Genomic DNA, 21,239 nt, shown 5'->3' on the forward strand with positions numbered 1-21,239 from the left:
TCAACATGGAAAACAAAAAGAAACTTTACTTCTTATGTACAGGAAACTCTTGCCGCAGCCAAATGGCAGAAGGATGGGCAAAAAATTATCTAGGTGAAGAGTGGGAAGTACGTAGTGCTGGTATAGAAGCGCACGGATTAAACCCAAATGCTGTAAAAGCCATGAAGGAAGCTGGAATCGACATTTCCAAGTATACTTCTGACATAATCGAACCTAATTATCTAAACAGTGCGGATTTAGTCGTAACCCTGTGTGGTGATGCTGCTGATAAATGCCCTGTAACACCACCAAGCGTCAAACGAGTACATTGGGGATTTGATGACCCAGCAAAAGCTCAAGGAACAGATGAAGAAAAATGGGCATTTTTCCAAAGAGTACGTGATGAAATTGGGGAAAGAATTAAGCGTTTTTCCGAAACAGGAGAGTAAGATTTAATAAAAGCCAGGAGGGATTCACCCTCTTGGCTTTAAATTGTGTGTGAATGCAGTATTCAGTCTGCAAGCCAATTTTTAACTTAGCCTATTTACAGCAACTGCTTTTTTGTACATCTTGTGATTGAACATTAGTGTCTTCTTTTACTTCCTCAATCTTAACATTGCAGCAGGAACTTTCTTTCTTTTGAAAAAGACTTTTAAAAATACTCATGTTTAAATATCCCCCTTAAATAATGTAAAATAGAAATCCTGATATAGTAGACATCGTAATGACTGAACCAACGAAGGCAAGTACGAGTTTCTTTTTGAAGATGCTATTTAATAAAGTTAGCTCTGGTAGACTTGCACCTGCTGAACTGATCATGAGAGCCATCACTGGTCCCAAAGCCATCCCTTTGGCAATCATGATTTGGGATATTGGGATCATAGTTGAAAGTCTTATATAGAGTGGAATGCCAATAATCGCAGCGATCGGTACGAGCCACCACTTATCACCTCCCATAAATGTAGAGATCCAACCTGTTGGAACGGCTCCATGAATGAACGCCCCTATAAATGCACCAATTAGCAAATAAGGATACACGCTTTTCATAAGGTGCAGCGTTTCAACTATAGCCGCTTTTAGCTGAAATTTCTTATCCGGTTCCTGGTATCCTTTTACTACTACATTTTTTATCTGTTCTTCAAAACCAAACTTTTCTAAAGTGAAACCAATAATGACGGAGAGGATGGATGTTATGATTGTGTAAGCAAAGGCAACTTTTACTCCGAGTACAGCTGTCATCAATGTGATGATGGTCGGGTCAAGAACTGGGGAGGAAAATAAGAATATCATGACAATACCAAATCGTACTTTTTTATTGAGTAGATTAACAACAACTGGTATGGTTGAACAGGAACAAAACGGCGTGATAAAGGCGAACCCTAGTGCGACAAAAGCACTTACCAATGGGTGGCTTTTTTCCATCAACTGTTCCATCTTTTTATAGGGAATGAACCCCTGTAATAGGTTGATGAGAAAAGAGATTCCAATAAACAATAAAGTTAATTCTAATGCAATGGATAGAAAACTATGAAACACTTCGGGCCACATAAGCAACCTCCTTATTTATAAACAGCATTTTTTAAAATTTCCACAGCATACTTCTTGGATTTTAATTTCACAGCAATCTGGTTTTGGCACAGTTTTTTGGTTTTTCTTAAACATATTTAAGAAATTTCTATAGAGTTTTGACGTTGGACTATTTTTTGAATACCGGCTAGCCAGCACAGCTTTCTCCATTTCTTCTTTTTTCATTTCATAATAAACTTTTAATTCAATTTCATTGAAATACATATTGCCATCTCCTTTTTATTTGCAAATTGCAAGTATTTATTTTTAATAAAAGAGCAAGTGGATCTTGCTCAAATTAACGGTTTACAACAAACAGTAGATTGTGACATTGCTTCATTTAACAGTTTAACTGATTTGATGACCATTTCTTGTTCAAACTCGCTCATATTTGAAAATACTTCGCTAAGATATTGGTTCATGTCTGCATCGATCTTTGCAGCAACATATTTTCCCTGTGTGGTTAGTGTTAGTTGAGAAACACGTCTATCTTCAGGTAGAGGTGATTTCACAACCAGTTCCATTTTTACTAGCGTTTGTATTTGCCGGCTAAAGGTGGTTATATCCATCCCTAACGTATCAGCAACCTGTTGCATCGAAGGCTTTTCCCGGCGAAGTAATTCATATAGGATATGGCTTTGGACGAGGGATATCTCAGCTCCGCCTACCTGACAACAGTTTTTATTTAAAAGACCAAACCGCCTTGTCATAACCTGGAACAGTTCTCTAACATTTTCCATAATTTTCACCTCTGATTTATTTATATACTAATCATTTGCAATTTGCAACTAATTTTCTTTTAAAAATGGGAAATTTTTTATATAATGGCTTTAGTCATTCATTTCTAGGGGGATTATCATGAAAACACGGTTAAAGATAAGGCTGGCAGCAGTAAGTGACGTAGAATCGATATTAAATATCTATAATCAGGGTATTGAGGACAGGATTGCAACCTTAGAAGAAGACCAGAAAGATATTGAATATATGAGGGAATGGTTTAACAATCATACTGGGCGGTTTGCGGTAATCGTAGTGGAACAAGATGATGAGGTTATTGGCTGGGCATCATTAAATCCTTATTCAAACCGGTGCGCTTATGCTGGAGTTGCCGATTTATCCATTTATATTAGACGGGATTACAGGGGAAAAGGGGTTGGTTCCGTATTGCTTAATGAAATTGAACAGGCTGCGATTAAAAATGACTTTAACAAAATTGTTTTATTCACATTTCCCTTTAATAATCTTGGGCAAGGGCTTTATAGAAAAAAAGGTTATCGAGAAGTTGGTGTATTTAAGAATCAGGGTAAATTAGATGGTCGCTTTGTGGATGTCATGATCATGGAAAAGGTTTTTGAGTGCGTGTAATGAAAGGGAGATAAGCCAACTTTATATTCATATTGATTATCAAGGATTGGGTATAGGGCAAACATTACTTGACAAGGTAAAAGAACAATCAAGTGGCAAATTAACATTAAATAAATTTGAAGTAAATAATAACGCACAACGATTTTATGAAAAGAATGGATTTAAAATCATTGGTAGTGGACACGAAAATGAAGAAAATTTACCTGATATTCAATACGAATGGAAATCCAAATAAATAATGTAAAAGGAGACTATAAGTTTAAAAACCGATACAAGGCGGTTAATTTTTATTGGTGTTGAAACACTTCTCGAAATGGTGAAATGATGCACTTAAACAAAAGGGTGCTTAGTTGAACAAGCAAATTAATTTAAAATAATGAAAATGGCTCGGTTCATCCGGGCCATTTTTTTATTAACAAATACAGATGCAAAACATAATACAAATTTGCATACATTTTGATTTGAATTTTTAAGTTTTCGATGGGAAATAGAACCCAGCAGAGATTTAACCCAGAAGTCGTAAAACATTCACATAGTTATAAAAGCCATCCTATCCGTTTTCCTCATAAAATCATAAATAGACATTGGATAGAATTTTATGAAAAGTTAGGATGGTGGTTGTTGATGGGAAAGTATAGGATGGTGCGTACTGATTTTTGGAACAATCCGGTGGTAATGGAGGAGATGACCCCAGAGGACAAATACTTCTATTTATATCTTCTGACAAATCCGCAGTCGACTCAAAGTCAGAGTCCCGGTCGTTATAAAAGGTTCATAACTCCCGAATGACGATGAAAGCCAGAGCCCCGGTCGTTATTCACAATATTGAAGAAAGAAGTTTTGGGCAGAGACTTCCTTTTTAAGTACTAGCATGCTTAGTCATTTTGCATTTTATTTTTCTTGTATGCTAAAGGAGTCATGTTCATGGAATCTCTGAATTTATTAATAAAATAACTCGTACTATTAAAACCAACTTGATAGGCAACTTCCGTAATATTAGAATCGTCTTGCTGCAATAGATATAAGCTTTTTTGAATACGATAATCGATCACATAATTTAAGGGTGTACATTTTAGAAATCGCTTGAAATATCGACAGCATTCAGAACGGCTCAGCTGACCTGCCCTGGCAATATCCTCTAACATAACTTTTTCTGTATAATGCTGTTGGATCCAGCTTAACATTTGCTTCATTCTCTGGCTCTTTACTATTTCTGTCTGAACAAATTCTAGTTTAAAACCATTATCGATTAAGTTTTTCCAAATGAATGGCAGCTTTATTGATATATCTATTTCATAGTATTGGGACTTTTGCTCAATACCTTGATGGATTTCTAAAAGGGCGTCTAAAATGTTTTTCCCCCAACTCTCATTAGCATCTATATATAAGTGAGATAAATTAGTCGCTTGAATATAAGGTTTTACATAAGTAGGATACAGTTCTTGTGACAAAACAAAATAGGGTGAAATATTTAAGCAAATATAGACACAACCTGAGCGATCCTTTTCGTGTGCCATGTGCAGACATCCACTATTGATAAACAGTCCATCACCTTCTCGAACCACGATCCAATCTTCATTTACTTGAAAAATTGCTTCCCCTTTTACGATTAACACAAATTGAATTTCGTCATGCCAATGAAGAGGAATATAGCCATGGATATTTTGATTAATGGTCGTTTTATAACATGCAATTGGCATAACGACTGTATGGTGTTTGGTTAGCTCTTTTAAACTTTCGTCAATCATGAAGTTTTTCATTTGCATAGCTAACACCTCAATATATTTATATTTTTCTATTCGATTTTAGTATTATTTCGTACAAATTCTCAATTATTATAACATTATAATTACATTTTAATGATGTGATTTACCAATAATCAGCTGAGTGCCATTATGTTTTAAGTTGTTTCTGAACTACTTTACATGTTAAAAGGGGAAATGAACATGATTTCAAAGTTAAATCTATCAATCAATAGTGAACGTTTACTTAACCGCTTACAAGAACTTGGCCGAACTGGTCTGGACGATGATAACAAAAGAACAAGATTAGCTGCTTCAGATACAGATAAGGCCGGCCGTGACCAATTAGTCACTTGGATGAAGGAAGCTGGCTTGGAAGTTGAAATCGACAGAATCGGCAATATCTTTGGTATCTGGTGTGGTACCGAAAATAGAAATGAAGCACCCATTATGCTAGGTTCGCACATCGACACAGTCATTAATGCAGGGAAGTACGATGGATGCTATGGAGTTCTTTCTGGGCTTGAAGTAATAAAAACTTTACAGGAGACAGGTTTTATTCCATCTCGTCCAATTGCAGTCGCAGCATTTACCAATGAAGAGGGAGTGCGCTATCAGCCGGACATGATGGGCTCTCTTGTGTATGCTGGCGGGCTCTCAGTAGATGATGCGCTTGCACAGGTAGGTACGGATGGCACCATTTTGGGGGAGGAACTTGAACGTATTGGCTATGCTGGTACGAAGGAGCCTGGCTTTTTAACGCCACACGCTTACATTGAGCTTCATATCGAACAAGGTCCAATTTTGGATAAAATGGGTATTCCAATTGGTGCGGTTGAGAATCTTCAAGGCATTTCTTGGCAACGCATTACGATTGAAGGTGTTGCCAATCACGCCGGTACTACACCAACTGATATGCGGCGTGATGCAGGACTTGCCGCAGCACGGGTAATCACCTATTTACGCGATCGGGCGAACGCTTCTAATGGGCAAACTGTTGCAACGGTTGGAACCATTGAATTTAAGCCAAATGCTGTTAATGTCATTCCATCATTGGCCACCTTCACTGTGGATTTGCGTGATCCTAACGAGCAGAGACTAAGAGAGGAAGAGCAAGCACTTGCCAACTATCTCAAAGAACTGGCGGCATCGGAAGAAGTATCCATTACATCTGAACAATTGGTACGTTTTCAACCAGTAACATTTGATGAATGTATCGTTAAACTGGTTGAGCAAGCTGCTAGCGGACGCGGACTCCAATCAAAACGAATGACATCCGGAGCTGGACATGATGCGCAAATGATGGCTCGGATTTGCCCTACAGCCATGATTTTCGTCCCAAGTATCGCCGGTATTAGTCATAATCCTAAGGAGTATACAAAAGATACCGATTTGGTTGCTGGAACTAATGTTTTGCTCAACGTAGTTAGTATTCTTGCAGTAAAGGAGGAACTTATAAATGGTAAAGAAGTAATTACAACAAAAAACGCACCTGGAGAGATTAAATATATTCTAAATGAAAATGCGAGAAAAACAGATACTGAGAAAGCATCTGCAGCATTTATGAACCCTGAAGTAGTGGAAAAGGTAAGAAATTTTCATAAGAGTTTCCCAGAGTATAAAGTAACTCCACTTCACAGCTTAGAGAAGTTGTCCAAACAATTAGGTGTAAGCCATATATGGGTGAAGGATGAATCCTATCGATTTGGACTTAATGCTTTTAAAGTATTAGGGGGTTCCTATGCTGTCGGCAAATACTTGGCAGAGAAATTAAACGTTGATATTTCCGAGCTTTCTTTTGAAAAACTAAGAAGTAATGAAGTGAAAGAGAAACTCGGGAGTATTACGTTTGTAACAGCAACGGATGGGAATCATGGCAGAGGAATTGCTTGGGCTGCTAACCAGCTAGGACAAAAATCAGTCGTATTGATGCCAAAAGGGTCTTCGGAAATTAGATTAAACAATATCCGGAAAGAAGGAGCGGAAGCCTATATAACGGATCTTAACTATGATGATACAGTTAGGCTGGCAAGCCAGAAAGCGGAAGAAAATGGCTGGGTCTTGGTACAGGATACGGCCTGGGATGGATATGAAAAGATTCCAACTTGGATTATGCAGGGGTATGGAACGCTCTTGGATGAAGCAGTGGAGCAGATTGCTGAAGTTGGTCAAGACCGCCCGACCCATGTGTTATTACAAGCTGGAGTGGGTTCTTTTGCTGGCAGTATGCTCGGATATTTAGTAGAGAAGTTTGGAGAAGAACGCCCTATTACCGTTATCGTCGAACCAGATAAAGCGGATTGTCTATACCAATCTATCAATGTTGGCGATGGAAAGCCACATTCCGTAACGGGAGCTTTAAATACGATTATGGCAGGTTTAGCGTGTGGGGAGCCTAGTACCACTTCTTGGGGTGTTTTAAAAGATTATGCTGAAATCTTTGTCTCATGTCCGGATCATGTGGCCGCACGAGGAATGCGAATTCTTGCAAATCCGTTGGGTGGTGACCCTCATATTGTTTCAGGCGAATCTGGTGCAGTTGGTATGGGATTAGTTAGTCTAGTGGCTGATAATTTAACGCTCAATGCTATGAAAGAAACATTGAATCTGAATCAAGATTCGAAAATTCTTATTATCAGCACAGAAGGGGACACGGATCCAAATCATTATAGAAAAGTAGTATGGGATGGGGCCTATCCATCTGAATAATCATTTTAAAATAATAGTTTCTGAGAGGGTGATTTGAATATGGCGGGTGGGAATTTTGAAAAGCAGCTTACGAAATGGAGGCACTATCTTCATGCGCATCCAGAAAGCGCCTTTGAAGAAAGAAATACTTCTGATTTTCTAGCTGAAGTCTTAACAGGTATGGGATTAGAGGTTCACAGAAATATTGGTGGCACTGGAATTGTTGCCAATCTTACAGTGGGCGATGGTAAAGGTACTATTGGGATTCGAGCAGATATGGATGCTATAAACCTAACGGAGGCGGTTGAACCTCCATACAAATCCCAGAACCCGGGTAAAATGCATGTATGTGGTCATGATGGACATATGGCCACAGTATTGGGGGCAGCCAAGTTATTAACGGAGCGAAAAAATTTTAACGGGACAGTTCGGTTTATTTTTCAACCTGCGGAGGAAATTGGTAAAGGTGCTTTTGCCATGATGCAAGACGGACTTTTTGAACGTTTTCCAGTAGATGAGATTTATGGAATGCACAATATGCCAGGCATGCCTGCGGGTTCCATTTCAACACGTGCGGGCGGAATTATGGCAAGTGAGAATAACTTTGTGATCCATATTAAGGGACAAGGTTCACATGCTTCAAGCCCCCATATGGGTAAGGATCCAATCGTGATTGCGTCTGAAATTATTCTTGCTTTGCAAACCATTATCTCCCGTAATATGAACCCAAATGTTCCCGCTGTCATTTCCTGTACTGAATTTACAACGGACGGGATTCGAAATGCAATTCCTACAAATGTAGTGATTAAGGGCGATACTAGAAGTTATACGCCAGAGGTACAAAAGCTGCTGGAAGAACGGATGCGGACGATTAGTGAGGGAATTTGCCAAATGAATGGGGCAGAATGCCAATTTGAATATACCCATGAATTCGCGCCAACGGTTAACTGGGCAGAGTGTGTTGAAATTGCGGTAAGAGCAGCTAGAAATGTGGTTAGCGAAAATAAAGTGGATGGAAATTGTCAACCGTGGATGGCTTCTGAAGACTTTGGTGCCTTTTTACAGAAAGTTCCTGGCTGCTTTGTATTTATTGGAAATGGTGACGATTCTGAAGGTGTTGGCAATGTTCCACTTCATAACTCAAGTTATGACTTTAATGATAAGATCCTTACAATTGGAGCGGAATATTTTGCGGAGTTAATTAAAGTCCGTTTGCCAAAAGTAAAATAGCAAACAAAAGGTCAACTTCTCGGAATGGTCCGGAGAGTTGACCATTTGCATTTTTCAAATTCCTTAGGGGTTCGAAATTAATAAAATCAGGCATTGGCCATATTGAATTGGGGATGTTTTAAATTTAAAATGGGCTTAATTTTACTATTTTTCATGGTTCAGTAACTGATATGCCTTTTGACAACAAACTTTATGATGGGATATTTTGTTATGCCCTTATTCACTTATTGAATCAAAGTGAGAGATAGAGAAGTTTATTAATGATTGCTATAATCAGTTAAAGCCAAACGCATATATGATTTTTACAACGATTTCCAAAGAAGCCCCCATGTATGGAAAGGGAATATGGACTGATAGAAACTTCGGAAATTGTTGAGCCACATAAGAATATGGAAAACAAGCCTCCATTTAAATTTATAATGGTTAAATGCCAAAAAGGACGATAATTAGAGCAAGATGTTATATTTTTAGAAGACAAAGTGAAAAAAATTACCTTAGGAAAAATATAAAAAGAAGGAAGTCTTGGGCGGAGACTTCCTTCTTAATGGGTAGGTAATTCATATGCTTGTAAAGCTATGGCATACATTAAGATATGCTTGACTGTTTTTTCTGACAAGGCTAAATTTAATTTTATTCAACTTTTATTTCAAATTGGCGGCCAAGAACACTTTTTGTGCAGCAATAACTCCAGCGCCTGGTTCAAAGGTGTAGTTGAAATCCTGTAATCCTGCTTCCAACAGAGAAACCGCTTGAAGAATATCGCTTGGGAAACAGTAACCCATATGCCCAAATCGGAACAGCTTACCTTGCAGGTGGCCAAGCCCTCCAGCAAAATCAAGATGGTATTTCTTCTTCAAATGGCCTAAAAATGTCCCAAGATCCAATCCTTCTGGAGTAAGAATAGCTGTAATCGTCGGCGAAGCATACTCATCGGACGTCAACAAGCCAATAGAAAGAGCCTTCATAGATTCACGAACCATGTTTTTCATAAGTTCATGCCGTGCCACTGTTTGCGCAAATCCGCCTTCCTCCTCAATCAAATCACATACAGCAGAAAGACCGTAAATTAATGAAACAGCAGGCGTATTAGGTGTCATCCCTTTCTCTGCCCATTCACGATAGCTCAATAAATTTAAATAATATGAAGGTGTATTATTCTCTTCAATTACTTTCCATGCACGGTCACTAATACTTAAAAGAGCGAGCCCAGGAGGCAGCATCATTGCTTTTTGTGACCCTGTTACTAAAATATCAACACCCCATTGATCCATTTCCGCAGGTGCTCCGCCAATACAGCTGACGCCATCAACAATAAATAGCGCGTCAGTTCGGGAACGTACAATCTTTGCTAATTTGTCAATTGGGTTTAAAATCCCCGTAGAAGTTTCGTTATAAGTAGCGAAGACAGCTTTAATATTGGATAGGGGCTTTAGAAACTCAGCAAGTTCTTCCGGTGTACAAGCTTCACCCCAAGGTTTTTCCAGCTTATGTACATGAAAGCCAAATTTTTCACAAATAGAGACGAAATAATTTCCAAAAGCACCGACGGTAATAACAACCACTTCTTCACCAGTAGAGACAGTATTTACAGCTGCAGCTTCTAATGCCGCGGCACCACCCGATGGGATGAGTAAAATATCCTGCTTTGTTCCAAAGACAGGCTTCACACGTTTTGTTGTTTCCCGATATAGCTGTACAAATTCTTCACTGCGGTGGCTCATCATATCTTGGCTCATCGCAAGCTGTACTTTCTTCGGAATAGGAGTTGGTCCAGGATGTCTTAAAATATTTGAATACATACATTTTCCTCCAATATAACCTTATATAAATATTAATAGTACTCCAATTAAAATAAAGCAAATATGAAAGTCTTTTTCTTTTGAAAATGCTCGAAAGGCTGCTTCCTATAAGGGAAGAGCCTTTCGAGCATTTTCAATATTTAAGGAATCATAAAGGATAGAACTGAATTTTGCAGCCAAACGATGATTCCAATAATAACGACTAGGAAAATACTATGTTTGATTGTAAAACGGAACAAATCTGATTCTTTTCCGGCTAGTCCAACAGCTGCACAGGCAACTGCTATTGATTGCGGCGATATCATTTTACCGGTTACTCCCCCGGACGAATTCGCGGCAAGTGCAAGCACAGGATCCATTCCAATAGAAGTAGCTGTAATCTTTTGCAGATTCCCAAACAGCAGGTTGGCTGATGTATCCGAACCTGTTATAAACACTCCCAGCCAGCCAAGGAATGGTGAGAAGAAAGGGAACAAAACCGATCCAGTTTTGGCCAAAGTCATTCCCAGCGTTGTGGTCATTCCGGATGCATTAGTAATATAGGCAAATCCGACAACAGAAGCAATTGTCAGAATTGGATACTTTAATTCATTTAAAGTTTCACCGAATGTTAGGATCCAGTTTTTCCATGAGATTCCAACAATAAATTTAGTAAGAATAGCTGCTATTAAAATGGCCGTTCCTGCTGCCCCGAGAATTTCCAGCTTGTAAACAGCAGCAACTGGAGCCCCTGCAGTATTGATGATTTTATTATTTAAAAACGGTACTTCAGGCATAAATGTTAGCTTGGATCCAATAGCGTTAATGGCCTTCAGAAATGTATTGGCACCTTCATAATGCCCAGTAAGTGCCAGCTTTGCAGTTGGAATTCCCCAAATCGAAATGATTGCCGTCAGCACAAGGAATGGAGACCATGCCTTAAAAATTTGCGCACCAGAATTCTTGCTTTGAATGTTACTAACCGAGGTTTTAATAGTTGTTGTTGCTGCTAGTTCCTGTTCGGCCGCAAAGCGGAAAATGGTTTTTGGCTTCCAAAACTTAAGGAAGATGGCCAGGGCAAACAAGGATACTAGTGAGGATAAAATATCCGGTAGTTCAGGTCCCATGAAGTTGGAAGTTACATATTGAGTCAATGCAAAGGAAACCCCTGAAACAAGAATGGCAGGCATAATTTCCATTGCTTTTTTGAATCCAGCCATGATTACAACTAAATAAAATGGTATAAATACTGACACAAACGGTAATTGACGACCGACCATCTTGGAGATTTCCGATGCCGCTATCCCAGTTGGACCTTCCATTGCAGTAATAGGTATACCGATCGCCCCGAAAGCCACTGGTGCAGTGTTGGCAATCAAACATAGGCCTGCAGCATATAAAGGATTGAAGCCAAGTCCAACCAGCAGTGCGGCTGAGATTGCGACTGGTGCTCCGAAGCCGGCTGCGCCCTCCAAAAATGCACCGAATGAGAACGCTACCAAAAGTGCTTGCAAGCGACGGTCTTCAGTAATAGACAGGACAGAGTTTCTAATAATATCGAATTGTCCCGTTTTAACAGTCAACTTGTACAAAAATACGGAAGTAATAATAATCCATCCGATGGGCAGGATACCGTAAACAGCTCCCTGTGTTGCAGACATCACAGCCATTCCGGCAGGCAGTTTAAAGGCGAAAACAGCAACAAGAAATGCCACCGTAAGTGTTGTAAGTCCTGCTATATGTCCCTTCATTCTTTTAATTGCCAAAGCCCAGAAAAAATACAAAATAGGAATAAGTGCAACGATTGCCGATAAAGCCAGATTATCTCCTACGGGAGTAAAATTTTGAGTAAATGTCATGGGCATAATTCCCCCTTAATTAGTATTGTTATAGAGTTGCGTTTTTTTGATTAAATTCCACATCCTCCCCTTTAAGAATAGAGTAATCGTTTACAAATGATGACATGGTCATCTGATGACTGGATGTTCAACACGGTGATAAAAAAGATTATATTAATATTTATCGAAAATTACAACACAATTTTTTTTCTAAGGTTTTTATAGAAATCGCCCATAAAATATTGAAGAAGATGCAAATCTTATGAAAATAGGTATAATTAAACTGTGTGTCAAAGTTGATGAATGATATAAAGGGGCACTGGAATGAATTATAAAAAAATCAAACCTAAAAAAATATATGAAGAGGTGGCCGAAGCCATTTATGAAATGATTCGGTCTGGACAGTTTAAACCTGGGGAAAAGCTTGACTCCGTACAGCAGCTTGCAGAAAATTTTCAGGTAGGACGTTCGGCCATTCGTGAGGCATTAACCTCATTACGCGCAATGGGACTTGTCGAAATGAAGCAGGGAGAGGGAACTTATGTTAAGGAATTTGAAAAAGATCAAATTACTTTTCCATTATCAACTGCTATCTTAATGAACAAGGATGATATTGCAGAATTGGTAGAAGTACGGAAAATTATTGAAAGCGGGACGGCAGCTGCTGCGGCAAAGCGAAGAACTGATCAGCATTTAATGATGATGGAGGCTGCCCTTAAAGCAATGCTTGAAGCAATAGGTGATGAGGAACTAGGTGAGACGGCAGATTTACAGTTTCACATGGCACTTGCCGAAGCTGCTCAAAACCGATTATTGTTGAATTTAATGAACCATGTTTCTGAGCTTATGGTAGAAACAATGAGGGAAACACGCAGGGTTTGGCTGTTTTCTAATGAAACTACTATTGAGCAGTTATATAAGGAGCACTTGGCCATTTATGAAGCAATCAAAGCGCAGGACGAAGAGGCAGCAAGGAACAACATGCTGATTCACCTTGCAAACGTCGATGCTATCTTAGGAAAGTATTTCCAACATACAACAAATTTTAATGGAGTAAATACTGATTAAATAGGGTTCCTACATAGTTAGGAGCCCTTTTACTATTTTTTTAATCAGATAAAAATGGACTTTTTTGTCTGAAAGCCCTTTCTAAACTTGATACTTTTGGTGTAAGATATACAATATTGATTATTAGGTCATCTGATGACCAGTTGACTAATTTGATAGACATGGTGAAAGAACTTATTTTTTGAGGGGAAGAGAAAAATGAAGGTTACTCTTTTTGCAACTTGTATCGTTGATATGTTCCAAGGCAATGTTGGCAAGGCAACAGTTGAACTGCTTGAAAAACTTGGATGTGAAGTGGAATTTCCAGAATCGCAAGTCTGCTGTGGTCAGCCTGCATACAACAGCGGTTATGTGAAGGAATCAAAAGAAGCCATGAAGCGTATGATTGAAACGTTTAGTGACGCCGAATATGTTGTTTCACCATCTGGTTCATGTGCTTTTATGTTCCATGAGTATCCTCATATTTTTGCAGGCGACCCTGTATGGGAGCCTAAAGCAAAGGCATTAGCAGCCAAAACCTATGAACTGACACAATTTATCGTTGAGGTTTTAAAAATAGAGGATGTCGGTGCCAGATTTGAAGGCAATGTAACTTATCATACTTCCTGCCATATGACAAGATTACTAGGTGTAAAAGAACCGCCTATGATTTTATTAAAGAATGTTAAAGGCTTAAAGTTCACCGAATTACCTGGTAAAGAACAATGCTGCGGATTTGGCGGCACATTTTCAGTTAAAATGGCACAAATTTCAGAGCAGATGGTCGATGAGAAGGTCCGCCACGTAGAAGAAACTGGGGCACAGTACCTGGTAGGTGCAGATGCAGCCTGCTTGATGAATATCGGCGGCCGGATGGAGCGACTAGGGAAGCCTGTAAAAGTACTGCATATTGCAGAAGTATTGAACAGCCGTTAGAGCATTGATTTTTTAGAAAAAAGTTAGTGGAGGGAAATTCCTATGGCAATGAAGATTGGCACGGAACAGTTTAAAGATCGTGTTGATAACGGAATACATGATGATTTCATGCGTGGGGCTGTTGCCGGTGCACAGGACGGAATGGGCGTGAAGCGCCGGGCTGTCACCACCGATGAAATGAGCAACTGGGAAGACTGGCGCAATCACGGGGAAGAGATCCGCCAGCATGTCCTTGAATACTTAGATTATTACCTTGAACAGTTAAGTGAAAATGTCGCCAATCGCGGCGGGCATGTCTTTTTTGCGCAAACAAAAGAAGAAGCCAATGAATATATCAGAACTGTTGTCCAGAAGAAAAACGCGAAGAAAATCGTCAAATCAAAATCGATGGTAACTGAGGAAATCAGCTTAAATGCCATGCTTCAGGAGGAAGGCTGTGAAGTCGTCGAAACGGACCTTGGCGAATATATTCTCCAGCTCGACGACCATGATCCGCCGTCCCATATCGTTGTACCTGCTTTGCACAAAAACAAAGAGCAGATTCGCGAAGTTTTTGAAAAGAAACTAGGGTACACCAAAACATCAAAGCCGGAAGAACTTGCATACCAGGCACGTGTTACACTTCGTGAGAAATTTTTAGAAGCGGATATCGGAATTACCGGTTGCAACTTTGCCGTAGCTGAAACAGGATCCTTCAGCTTGGTGACAAATGAAGGGAATGCCGATTTAGTTACAGCGCTGCCAAAAACACAAATTACCGTTATGGGGATGGAGCGGATTGTCCCAACCTTTGAGGAAATGGAAGTTCTCGTCAGCATGTTAACAAGAAATGCTGTTGGCCAGAAGCTGACAAGCTATATTACCGTATTAACTGGGCCAAGAGAGGAATTGGATGTCGATGGTCCGGAAGAATTCCACCTTGTCATTGTCGATAATGGCCGATCTGATATTCTTGGCGGGGAATTCCAATCAGTATTGCAATGTATCCGCTGCGGCGCCTGCATTAATGTTTGTCCGGTTTATCGTCATATTGGCGGTCACTCTTATGGTTCAATTTATCCTGGACCAATCGGTGCCGTCCTCACACCATTGCTTGGCGGTTATGATGAATACAAGGAGCTTCCATATGCTTCTACCCTTTGCGGTGCCTGTACAGAAGTATGTCCGGTGAAAATTCCGCTGCACAACCTGCTGCATAAACACCGTGAAGTCATTGTTGAAAAAGAGGGTAAAGCACCAGTTTCAGAGAAATTATTAATGAAGGCATTTGGTCTTGGAGCTGCTTCTCCAACCCTTTATAAAATTGGTTCAAAAATCGCGCCTGCCGCAATGAATCCATTTACCTCAGGGGATAAAATCTCTAAAGGACCGGGACTGCTTAAGGCTTGGACGGAAGCGCGTGAATTTCCGGCTCCGAATAAAGAGAGATTTAGAGATTGGTTTAAGAATCGCGAAAAAGGAGACAAGAAATTATGATCGGCACCATCCATAATCGAGATAAATTTTTAAATCAAATTGCCAGTCAGCTGAACCGGCCGCGAATTTCCGTTCCGGTTGAAAAGCCGAACTGGAAATATCAGCCGCAATATGAGGTATTTAAGGATGCGTCCCAAGATGAACTGCTTGAGATTTTGAAGGAGCATTGTAAAAAAATCCATACGAAGATCCATATGACTAATTTGGCGGCCCTGCCGGAAGTTATAAATGATGTAGTTGCAGAGTACGGCGGAGGTCCGGTTGTATCCTGGAAGGACGAGCGCTTCTCTAAGTGGGGGCTTGATTCTTTGATGAAGGAAAAATGGCCTTCCGAGAATATTGATGTGTTTGATTGGGATTATAAATTGGGCAAAGAGAATGTTCGGAGAGCAGAACATGCCAATGTTGGAATCACGATTAGTGAAATTACCCTTGCTGAATCTGGTACAGTTGTTTTGTTTAGCAATAAAGATAAGGGAAGAACGGTTAGCTTTTTGCCGGCAACATCGATTATACTGATTCCGAAGAACAGCCTTGTTCCAAGGATGACGCAGGCTGCAGTGAAAATGCGGGAGATTTATCAAGAAACCGGACATGTGGCGTCCTGCATCAATTTTATTTCTGGCCCAAGTAACTCGGCCGATATTGAGTTGAATCTGGTTGTCGGCGTACATGGTCCGATAAAGGCTACTTATATTGTGATTAATGATTTATAATTTTTGATGAGGTGTCGTTCCTTAGATGGACACGGCTCCTTTTTGTTTTCTATGTAACAGGTGCAAATGTCTATTTGAAAAAATAAAATAGCAAACAAAAGGTCAACTTTTTCGATTCGTCCGGAGAGTTGACCTTTTGTATTTTTAGAAACCCCTAAATTTTTTTTTGGAGTTCTAATCTAATTAATAAAAGCAAGATGCGCCAACAATGATTAAAAGAATGAACAATACAACGATTAAAACAAAGCTGCCGCCGCCGTAACCATAACCGCCATAGCCATATCCGCCAAATCCGGCATATCCGAACATTATAAAATCCCCCCTTCCATTGAAATTAATAAACGGACTTAGTAATAAAAGCCGCCATAGCCACCGTATCCGCCGACAAAAGAAGCGCCGACGATAATTAAAAGGATAAACAATACCACAATCAGCGCAAACCCTCCGCCGTATCCTGCACCATCAGCCATCCTAATACCTCCCTTACTTTTCGGTAGTAATAAGGTATGTTGAAAATAAAAAAGCGGGAAAGGCTTTCATCCATTTTTTTGAAATTGTTATTAAGAAAGGGAAAGATTGTTTTAGCGAAGTTTATGGTCGTGTTTGTCCATGTTTTGGCAGAAACATGGATCAATATTGGATTAACTGGGGAGTGAATAACGCTTGGGTCTAGAGCCAAGCGTTGATAGGTGTAGGATTAATTTGTTATTCGGTATGCCATTTCAAATGTTTGAAACTTACTGTTAAAGATTTTCTGTATCAATTCTTGGGATTACTGGTTCAAAAGCTGTTGCTGTCCTAGCATTATCATTATGTCGATCGTCGTTTTCGTATCGATCTAATTTACTGTCTTTTTCTAGGTGTTTGGAAGTTTTCTTATTGTCAGCCACCTTATCACCTCCTCCTAGGGATAATATGTCCAACTTTTCCCTTGATAATAAAAATGGGTTGGAGCATATCTTAACTTTTTAACAAGGCGGTGCTGAAATAAAATTATCGATTTACCTTAACTAATGTGTTTTTTTAATTCACCAGTCATGTAGGATTTATTTTTGGATTTTTGTTTTGCAATTTTATTTTTCATTAACAATAATTTTCCAGTTAACATGGTTGGTAAACTTATACCAAGAAGGATGATTACGATCCCCGCTATCTGTATCGTGCTCACAGTTTCGCTTAGTAAAATTACGGACACCATTACCGCAATTGGCAATTCAATAGCACTCAAAATGGATGTCATGCCTAATCCAACTTTAGGAACGGCAATAGTAAATAAAAACACCGGAATAATCATGCCAAATAACCCTAGTGCCAAACCATAAATCCAAAGTCCTTCGTTAAACAAAGTACCATTCCAGATAATCTCTGGAGATTGAAATGCAGCAGACATCATAAAAGCAAAGAAAGAAACAAACACCAAACGGCCTGATGTATTCATCCTTGCGGTTGCCCGGCCGTTTACAAATAAAAATAGTGAATAACAAAAGGCTGCCGCTAACCCCCATATCCACCCTTGTAAAGGTATTTTCGTTAAATCAACATCAATTAAACCGGCTGCCGGTATGGTCCCCAAAACCAATAATAGTAAAGAAATAAATTCCATTCGAGTAGGCAGCTGACGCTTTGTTATACAGGATATCAGCATACCAATCCATGTAAATTGAAATAGGAGAACAACTGCCAGAGAAGCTGGTAAATAGTTCAGAGAATGTCCATATACAATATTTGTAAACCCGGTTAAAATACCTGCAAAGATAAGCGTTTTAATACCTTTAAAGCTTATTTTTGTTCTGCTTGTCAGGAAATAAATGCACACAGCGATGCAAAATCCGATAAAGAATTGACTTGTAACAGCTTCCGAAGCTGAAAAACCGCTGTTCATTGCCAGTTTAATAATCGTTGAAACGACACCATAACTACTCGCGGCTATAATAACCAAGAGAGGGTACAGATACTTCTTCATATTCTACCTCCTCCAATATTTTTTTTTAAAGGCAAAAAATCAAAACACAATAAAAAGCAAAGATTGACTATTTTTGTAATCTATAAGATTACTTTTTAAAAGTATAGTATATAATGAAGTAGTTTACAAACGTTTGTTTATTATGGAAACTATTGTTTAAAAAGATTGAGATTGTTTTTAACACTTGTTTTATAATGCCAAAAGGGCATTTGCAGACATTACTTGGAAGGACGGTTTTATTGCTTATATCTTCCATATAACTTACAATTTCTTCATATACTTATTTTTTTCTTTTTATCTAAAGGAGGAGTTTTGTATGTCAAGAAAGGCTTTTAGTGCATCTGGAGCTGTTGCTGTTGGTCCATACTCACATGCAATTGAAGCAGGTGATTTAATCTTTTTATCTGGGCAAACCCCAGTAGACTCCCAGACTGGAAAGCTTGTAGAAGGTGATATTGTTGAACAGACAAAGCAATGTTTTAAGAATCTTTTCAATGTATTGGAAGCGGCAGGTTTAACTCCAGATCATGTTGAAAAAGTGAATGTCTTCTTAACTGATATGAATAATTTCACAGCAATGAATGAAGTTTATGCTAAACAATTTTCTGAGCCGTATCCTGCTCGTACAACTATAGGTGTGTCAGCCCTGCCTCTTGGTGCACAAATTGAAATCGAGATGATAGCTAGAAGATAAATTTAGGTAAAAAGGGCTCTATCATCTTTCCTTTTTCTTATTGAACAAACGTTGCAGGATTGTTTAAGAGCTTAAAAGAATATGTTATATAGCGTTAAATTAACATATAAGAGGTGTACCAGATGTTTATACGACAGCCATTTGACGAATTTTTAGGGTTGAAATACGAAAAGATTGATGATAATAAATTGCAAATTATATTGCCGGTTCAGGATCTATTTATTAATAGTGCAGGGGTTATACATGGTGGTATCATTTCTTCTTTGGCTGATGTAGCCGTATCAAACTTGATACCAGCAACTGAAGACGGGATACAACAAGCTGTCACGGTTGATTTAAATGTTTCCTTTATGAAACCCGCCACTGGTACATACTTAATGGCAAATGCCAAAATCGAAAAACAGGGGAAAACTTTAATTCACACGGAGTGTTCGATTTATAACGATAAACAAGAAATTGTAGCTAAATCTAGAGCAATACTATTTCGTACAAACTTAAAATAAGCTTGCTGTGGCTAACGGGTTCCAACAAAGCCCACGTAAATTGCTGTCCGTTTGAATATCGTCAGCCGGAAAACACTTGGAGGCTTGCAGACGGATTTATCAGGAAGAGTATTGAATGAATTGGGCAATCCTGTTCCCGGCCTATATGCTGCCGGTGAGGTATCCGGCGGTGGTGGTGTCCACGGCTATCGTGCACTTGAAGGGACTTTTTTGGGCGGGTGTCTGTTCACTGGCCGTGTTGCGGGAAGATCCATTGTTGCAGAATTGAAATAGATTAATAGAAGGATAGGAACGCCTTTACTGAAAAGTAGAGTCGTTTTTTGCATGAACAACGACATGTTCAATTATTTTTCACCAAAAATACTACAAAAGTAATAGCTGCATTAAAAAATGTGTAAAAATGGCTTATAGTTTCTTCTCTAAAATAGTTATATAACTAAATTAATAAATATTATTGAGGTGAGTCTATTGAATCAAAATACGCATGTTAGATACAAGGGAAAAGATTATGAGATAATCTACAGGTATACTTCCGGTTATTGCGAAATTAAAGAAATAGACTCTTTATATAACGTGGAGCTGGTTCATATAACTGAATTGACGATTGCATGTTAAATTAAAGAAAGCGTTGACAAATTTTAAATCCTCTTATATATTCTTGTTAAGTTAATCAAAGTGTCGGAGAACTGGAGATTCACACAATTGCTATGCTGTAATTGGGTGGGTCTCTTTTTTTATCATTATTGTAAGAATGGAAGTGGTTGTGGTGGCTGTGCAGACAGGTTTTTCTTTTCAATCAACTGATGGCGTGGAAATCTTTGCAAGCAAGTGGGTGAAGGGGAGCGGGGATAAACCTCGTGCCATTGTGCAGCTGGCACATGGTATGGCCGAGCATATTATGCGTTACGACAGGTTTGCAAGGGAATTGGTTTCCAACAATATATTTGTCTACGGAAACGATCACCGCGGCCATGGCAGAACCGGTAATAAGACAAACAGTATCGGATATTTTGCCGAAGAGCAGGGCTTTGAAAAGGTTGTTCAAGATATGCAAACCCTGACAACCATTATCGAAAAAGAAAATCCTGATGTGCCGATTTTTTTATTCGGGCATAGTATGGGCTCTTTTCTATCAAGACGCTATATTCAAATATTTGGGGATAGACTTGCTGGCGTGATTCTTTCCGGCACAGGCGGTGACCCAGGTCTTCTTGGGAAAATCGGCAAAATGGTTGCTTCTAGGGAGAAAAGGACTAAAGGCGAGAGGGTGCCTAGCCATTTGATGAATAATTTGACCTTCGGAAGCTACAATAAAGCGTTTCGTCCAGCTAGGACTGAGTTTGATTGGTTAAGCAGGGATGAACAAGAGGTTGATCTATATTTGGCTGATCCCTATTGCGGCGGTGTTTTTTCAAGCGGCTTTTTCCATGATCTGCTTATCGGCTTGGAAACTATCAACAAACCCGAAAACATTAGGTCTGTTCCGTCGTGGTTGCCAATTTTCCTTATTTCCGGAAGTAAGGACCCGGTTGGTGCGAATTCTAAAAGTGTAATTAAAACTTATCATGCCTATAAACAGGCCGGTATGGCTGATGTGAGCTATAAATTATATGAAGGTGCCCGTCATGAACTTCTGAATGAGCTCAATAGGGACGAAGTTTACGCGGACGTTGTGAACTGGATAAATGAACATATTTAAGAAGTCCACCATTTAGTGG

21 protein-coding genes and 4 pseudogenes are annotated in these 21,239 nt (G+C 39.2%); 15 read left to right on the forward strand and 10 right to left on the reverse strand.

Features of this window, described 5'->3' with window-relative positions; all coding sequences use genetic code 11:
* The first annotated feature begins 5 nt into the window (after nt 1-5).
* Entirely contained in the window at nt 6-428 is a 423-nt protein-coding gene (arsC, locus tag ACNQGS_RS05690) for an arsenate reductase (thioredoxin) (RefSeq protein ID WP_491486488.1), read from the forward strand.
* A gap of 232 nt (nt 429-660) precedes the next feature.
* Here arsC and ACNQGS_RS05695 read toward each other — a convergent pair whose 3' ends face one another.
* From ACNQGS_RS05695 to ACNQGS_RS05705, 3 genes are all read right to left on the reverse strand, one after another.
* Nucleotides 661-1,527: a permease gene (locus tag ACNQGS_RS05695; RefSeq protein ID WP_491486489.1), complete on the reverse strand. Its 867-nt coding sequence runs from the start codon at nt 1,525-1,527 to the stop codon at nt 661-663.
* A 15-nt stretch (nt 1,528-1,542) separates the two neighbouring features.
* Complete coding sequence (locus ACNQGS_RS05700; protein ID WP_491486490.1) at nt 1,543-1,770, reverse strand: hypothetical protein; 228 nt, start codon at nt 1,768-1,770, stop codon at nt 1,543-1,545.
* Between the two features lie 68 nt (nt 1,771-1,838).
* The gene (locus tag ACNQGS_RS05705) at nt 1,839-2,285 is read right to left on the reverse strand and encodes a MarR family winged helix-turn-helix transcriptional regulator (RefSeq protein WP_213141197.1); all 447 of its coding nucleotides are present in this window, start codon (nt 2,283-2,285) and stop codon (nt 1,839-1,841) included.
* A 118-nt stretch (nt 2,286-2,403) separates the two neighbouring features.
* Here ACNQGS_RS05705 and ACNQGS_RS05710 point away from each other — a divergent pair, with 118 nt between their 5' ends.
* From ACNQGS_RS05710 to ACNQGS_RS05720, 3 genes and pseudogenes are all read left to right on the forward strand, one after another.
* Nucleotides 2,404-2,910, forward strand: a complete 507-nt coding sequence (locus ACNQGS_RS05710) for an arsinothricin resistance N-acetyltransferase ArsN1 family A (RefSeq protein ID WP_491486491.1) — start codon at nt 2,404-2,406, stop codon at nt 2,908-2,910.
* Nucleotides 2,903-3,145: pseudogene (locus ACNQGS_RS05715) on the forward strand (GNAT family N-acetyltransferase); the annotation flags it as partial. The gene ACNQGS_RS05710 and the pseudogene ACNQGS_RS05715, both read left to right, overlap by 8 nt.
* Before the next feature lie 389 nt (nt 3,146-3,534).
* Nucleotides 3,535-3,654: pseudogene (locus ACNQGS_RS05720) on the forward strand (DNA replication protein DnaD); the annotation flags it as partial.
* 131 nt (nt 3,655-3,785) lie between these two features.
* On the opposite strand, the gene ACNQGS_RS05725 reads toward ACNQGS_RS05720, so the two are convergent.
* Nucleotides 3,786-4,676 (reverse strand): AraC family transcriptional regulator, encoded by an 891-nt coding sequence (locus ACNQGS_RS05725; RefSeq protein ID WP_491486492.1) that lies wholly within the window; start codon nt 4,674-4,676, stop codon nt 3,786-3,788.
* 180 nt (nt 4,677-4,856) lie between these two features.
* On the opposite strand from ACNQGS_RS05725, the gene dpaL reads away from it, so the two are divergent.
* From dpaL to ACNQGS_RS05740, 3 genes and pseudogenes are all read left to right on the forward strand, one after another.
* Nucleotides 4,857-7,361, forward strand: a complete 2,505-nt coding sequence (dpaL, locus tag ACNQGS_RS05730; RefSeq protein ID WP_491486493.1) for a diaminopropionate ammonia-lyase — start codon at nt 4,857-4,859, stop codon at nt 7,359-7,361.
* A gap of 39 nt (nt 7,362-7,400) precedes the next feature.
* Entirely contained in the window at nt 7,401-8,570 is a 1,170-nt protein-coding gene (locus tag ACNQGS_RS05735) for a M20 aminoacylase family protein (RefSeq protein ID WP_491486494.1), read from the forward strand.
* A gap of 128 nt (nt 8,571-8,698) precedes the next feature.
* A pseudogene (locus ACNQGS_RS05740) lies at nt 8,699-9,016 on the forward strand (class I SAM-dependent methyltransferase); the annotation flags it as partial.
* Between the two features lie 195 nt (nt 9,017-9,211).
* On the opposite strand, the gene ACNQGS_RS05745 reads toward ACNQGS_RS05740, so the two are convergent.
* Both ACNQGS_RS05745 and ACNQGS_RS05750 read right to left on the reverse strand, forming a co-directional pair.
* Complete coding sequence (locus tag ACNQGS_RS05745; RefSeq protein WP_491486495.1) at nt 9,212-10,369, reverse strand: pyridoxal-phosphate-dependent aminotransferase family protein; 1,158 nt, start codon at nt 10,367-10,369, stop codon at nt 9,212-9,214.
* A gap of 140 nt (nt 10,370-10,509) precedes the next feature.
* A complete protein-coding gene (locus tag ACNQGS_RS05750) occupies nt 10,510-12,207 on the reverse strand; it encodes an L-lactate permease (protein WP_491486496.1) in 1,698 nt (565 codons plus the stop codon).
* A gap of 303 nt (nt 12,208-12,510) precedes the next feature.
* Here ACNQGS_RS05750 and ACNQGS_RS05755 point away from each other — a divergent pair, with 303 nt between their 5' ends.
* The 4 genes from ACNQGS_RS05755 to ACNQGS_RS05770 all read left to right on the forward strand — a co-directional run bounded on the left by ACNQGS_RS05755 (nt 12,511) and on the right by ACNQGS_RS05770 (nt 16,361).
* Nucleotides 12,511-13,254: a FadR/GntR family transcriptional regulator gene (locus ACNQGS_RS05755; protein ID WP_491486497.1), complete on the forward strand. Its 744-nt coding sequence runs from the start codon at nt 12,511-12,513 to the stop codon at nt 13,252-13,254.
* 198 nt (nt 13,255-13,452) lie between these two features.
* The gene (locus ACNQGS_RS05760; RefSeq protein WP_491486498.1) at nt 13,453-14,169 is read left to right on the forward strand and encodes a (Fe-S)-binding protein; all 717 of its coding nucleotides are present in this window, start codon (nt 13,453-13,455) and stop codon (nt 14,167-14,169) included.
* Nucleotides 14,170-14,211: 42 nt separating this feature from the next.
* The gene (locus tag ACNQGS_RS05765; RefSeq protein WP_491486499.1) at nt 14,212-15,645 is read left to right on the forward strand and encodes a LutB/LldF family L-lactate oxidation iron-sulfur protein; all 1,434 of its coding nucleotides are present in this window, start codon (nt 14,212-14,214) and stop codon (nt 15,643-15,645) included.
* A complete protein-coding gene (locus ACNQGS_RS05770) occupies nt 15,642-16,361 on the forward strand; it encodes a LutC/YkgG family protein (protein WP_491486500.1) in 720 nt (239 codons plus the stop codon). Before ACNQGS_RS05765 ends, ACNQGS_RS05770 begins: the two co-directional genes overlap by 4 nt.
* 183 nt (nt 16,362-16,544) lie before the next feature.
* On the opposite strand, the gene ACNQGS_RS05775 is transcribed toward ACNQGS_RS05770, so the two are convergent.
* From ACNQGS_RS05775 to ACNQGS_RS05790, 4 genes are all read right to left on the reverse strand, one after another.
* Nucleotides 16,545-16,670 (reverse strand): YjcZ family sporulation protein, encoded by a 126-nt coding sequence (locus tag ACNQGS_RS05775; protein WP_491486501.1) that lies wholly within the window; start codon nt 16,668-16,670, stop codon nt 16,545-16,547.
* Between the two features lie 38 nt (nt 16,671-16,708).
* Nucleotides 16,709-16,831, reverse strand: a complete 123-nt coding sequence (locus ACNQGS_RS05780) for a YjcZ family sporulation protein (protein WP_213141186.1) — start codon at nt 16,829-16,831, stop codon at nt 16,709-16,711.
* A gap of 273 nt (nt 16,832-17,104) precedes the next feature.
* Nucleotides 17,105-17,251 (reverse strand): hypothetical protein, encoded by a 147-nt coding sequence (locus ACNQGS_RS05785; protein WP_491486502.1) that lies wholly within the window; start codon nt 17,249-17,251, stop codon nt 17,105-17,107.
* Nucleotides 17,252-17,367: 116 nt separating this feature from the next.
* The gene (locus ACNQGS_RS05790) at nt 17,368-18,324 is read right to left on the reverse strand and encodes an EamA family transporter (RefSeq protein WP_491486503.1); all 957 of its coding nucleotides are present in this window, start codon (nt 18,322-18,324) and stop codon (nt 17,368-17,370) included.
* A gap of 316 nt (nt 18,325-18,640) precedes the next feature.
* Between ACNQGS_RS05790 and ACNQGS_RS05795 the strand changes: the two genes are divergently transcribed.
* The 4 genes and pseudogenes from ACNQGS_RS05795 to ACNQGS_RS05810 all read left to right on the forward strand — a co-directional run bounded on the left by ACNQGS_RS05795 (nt 18,641) and on the right by ACNQGS_RS05810 (nt 21,220).
* Nucleotides 18,641-19,018: a RidA family protein gene (locus ACNQGS_RS05795; protein ID WP_491486504.1), complete on the forward strand. Its 378-nt coding sequence runs from the start codon at nt 18,641-18,643 to the stop codon at nt 19,016-19,018.
* A 122-nt stretch (nt 19,019-19,140) separates the two neighbouring features.
* A complete protein-coding gene (locus ACNQGS_RS05800; RefSeq protein ID WP_491486505.1) occupies nt 19,141-19,521 on the forward strand; it encodes a PaaI family thioesterase in 381 nt (126 codons plus the stop codon).
* Between the two features lie 39 nt (nt 19,522-19,560).
* A pseudogene (locus ACNQGS_RS05805) lies at nt 19,561-19,794 on the forward strand (FAD-binding protein); the annotation flags it as partial.
* A 478-nt stretch (nt 19,795-20,272) separates the two neighbouring features.
* Nucleotides 20,273-21,220: an alpha/beta hydrolase gene (locus ACNQGS_RS05810; RefSeq protein WP_491486506.1), complete on the forward strand. Its 948-nt coding sequence runs from the start codon at nt 20,273-20,275 to the stop codon at nt 21,218-21,220.
* The last annotated feature ends 19 nt before the right edge of the window (nt 21,221-21,239 follow it).

This window comes from Neobacillus sp. PVCKKU3, from assembly GCF_058323225.1.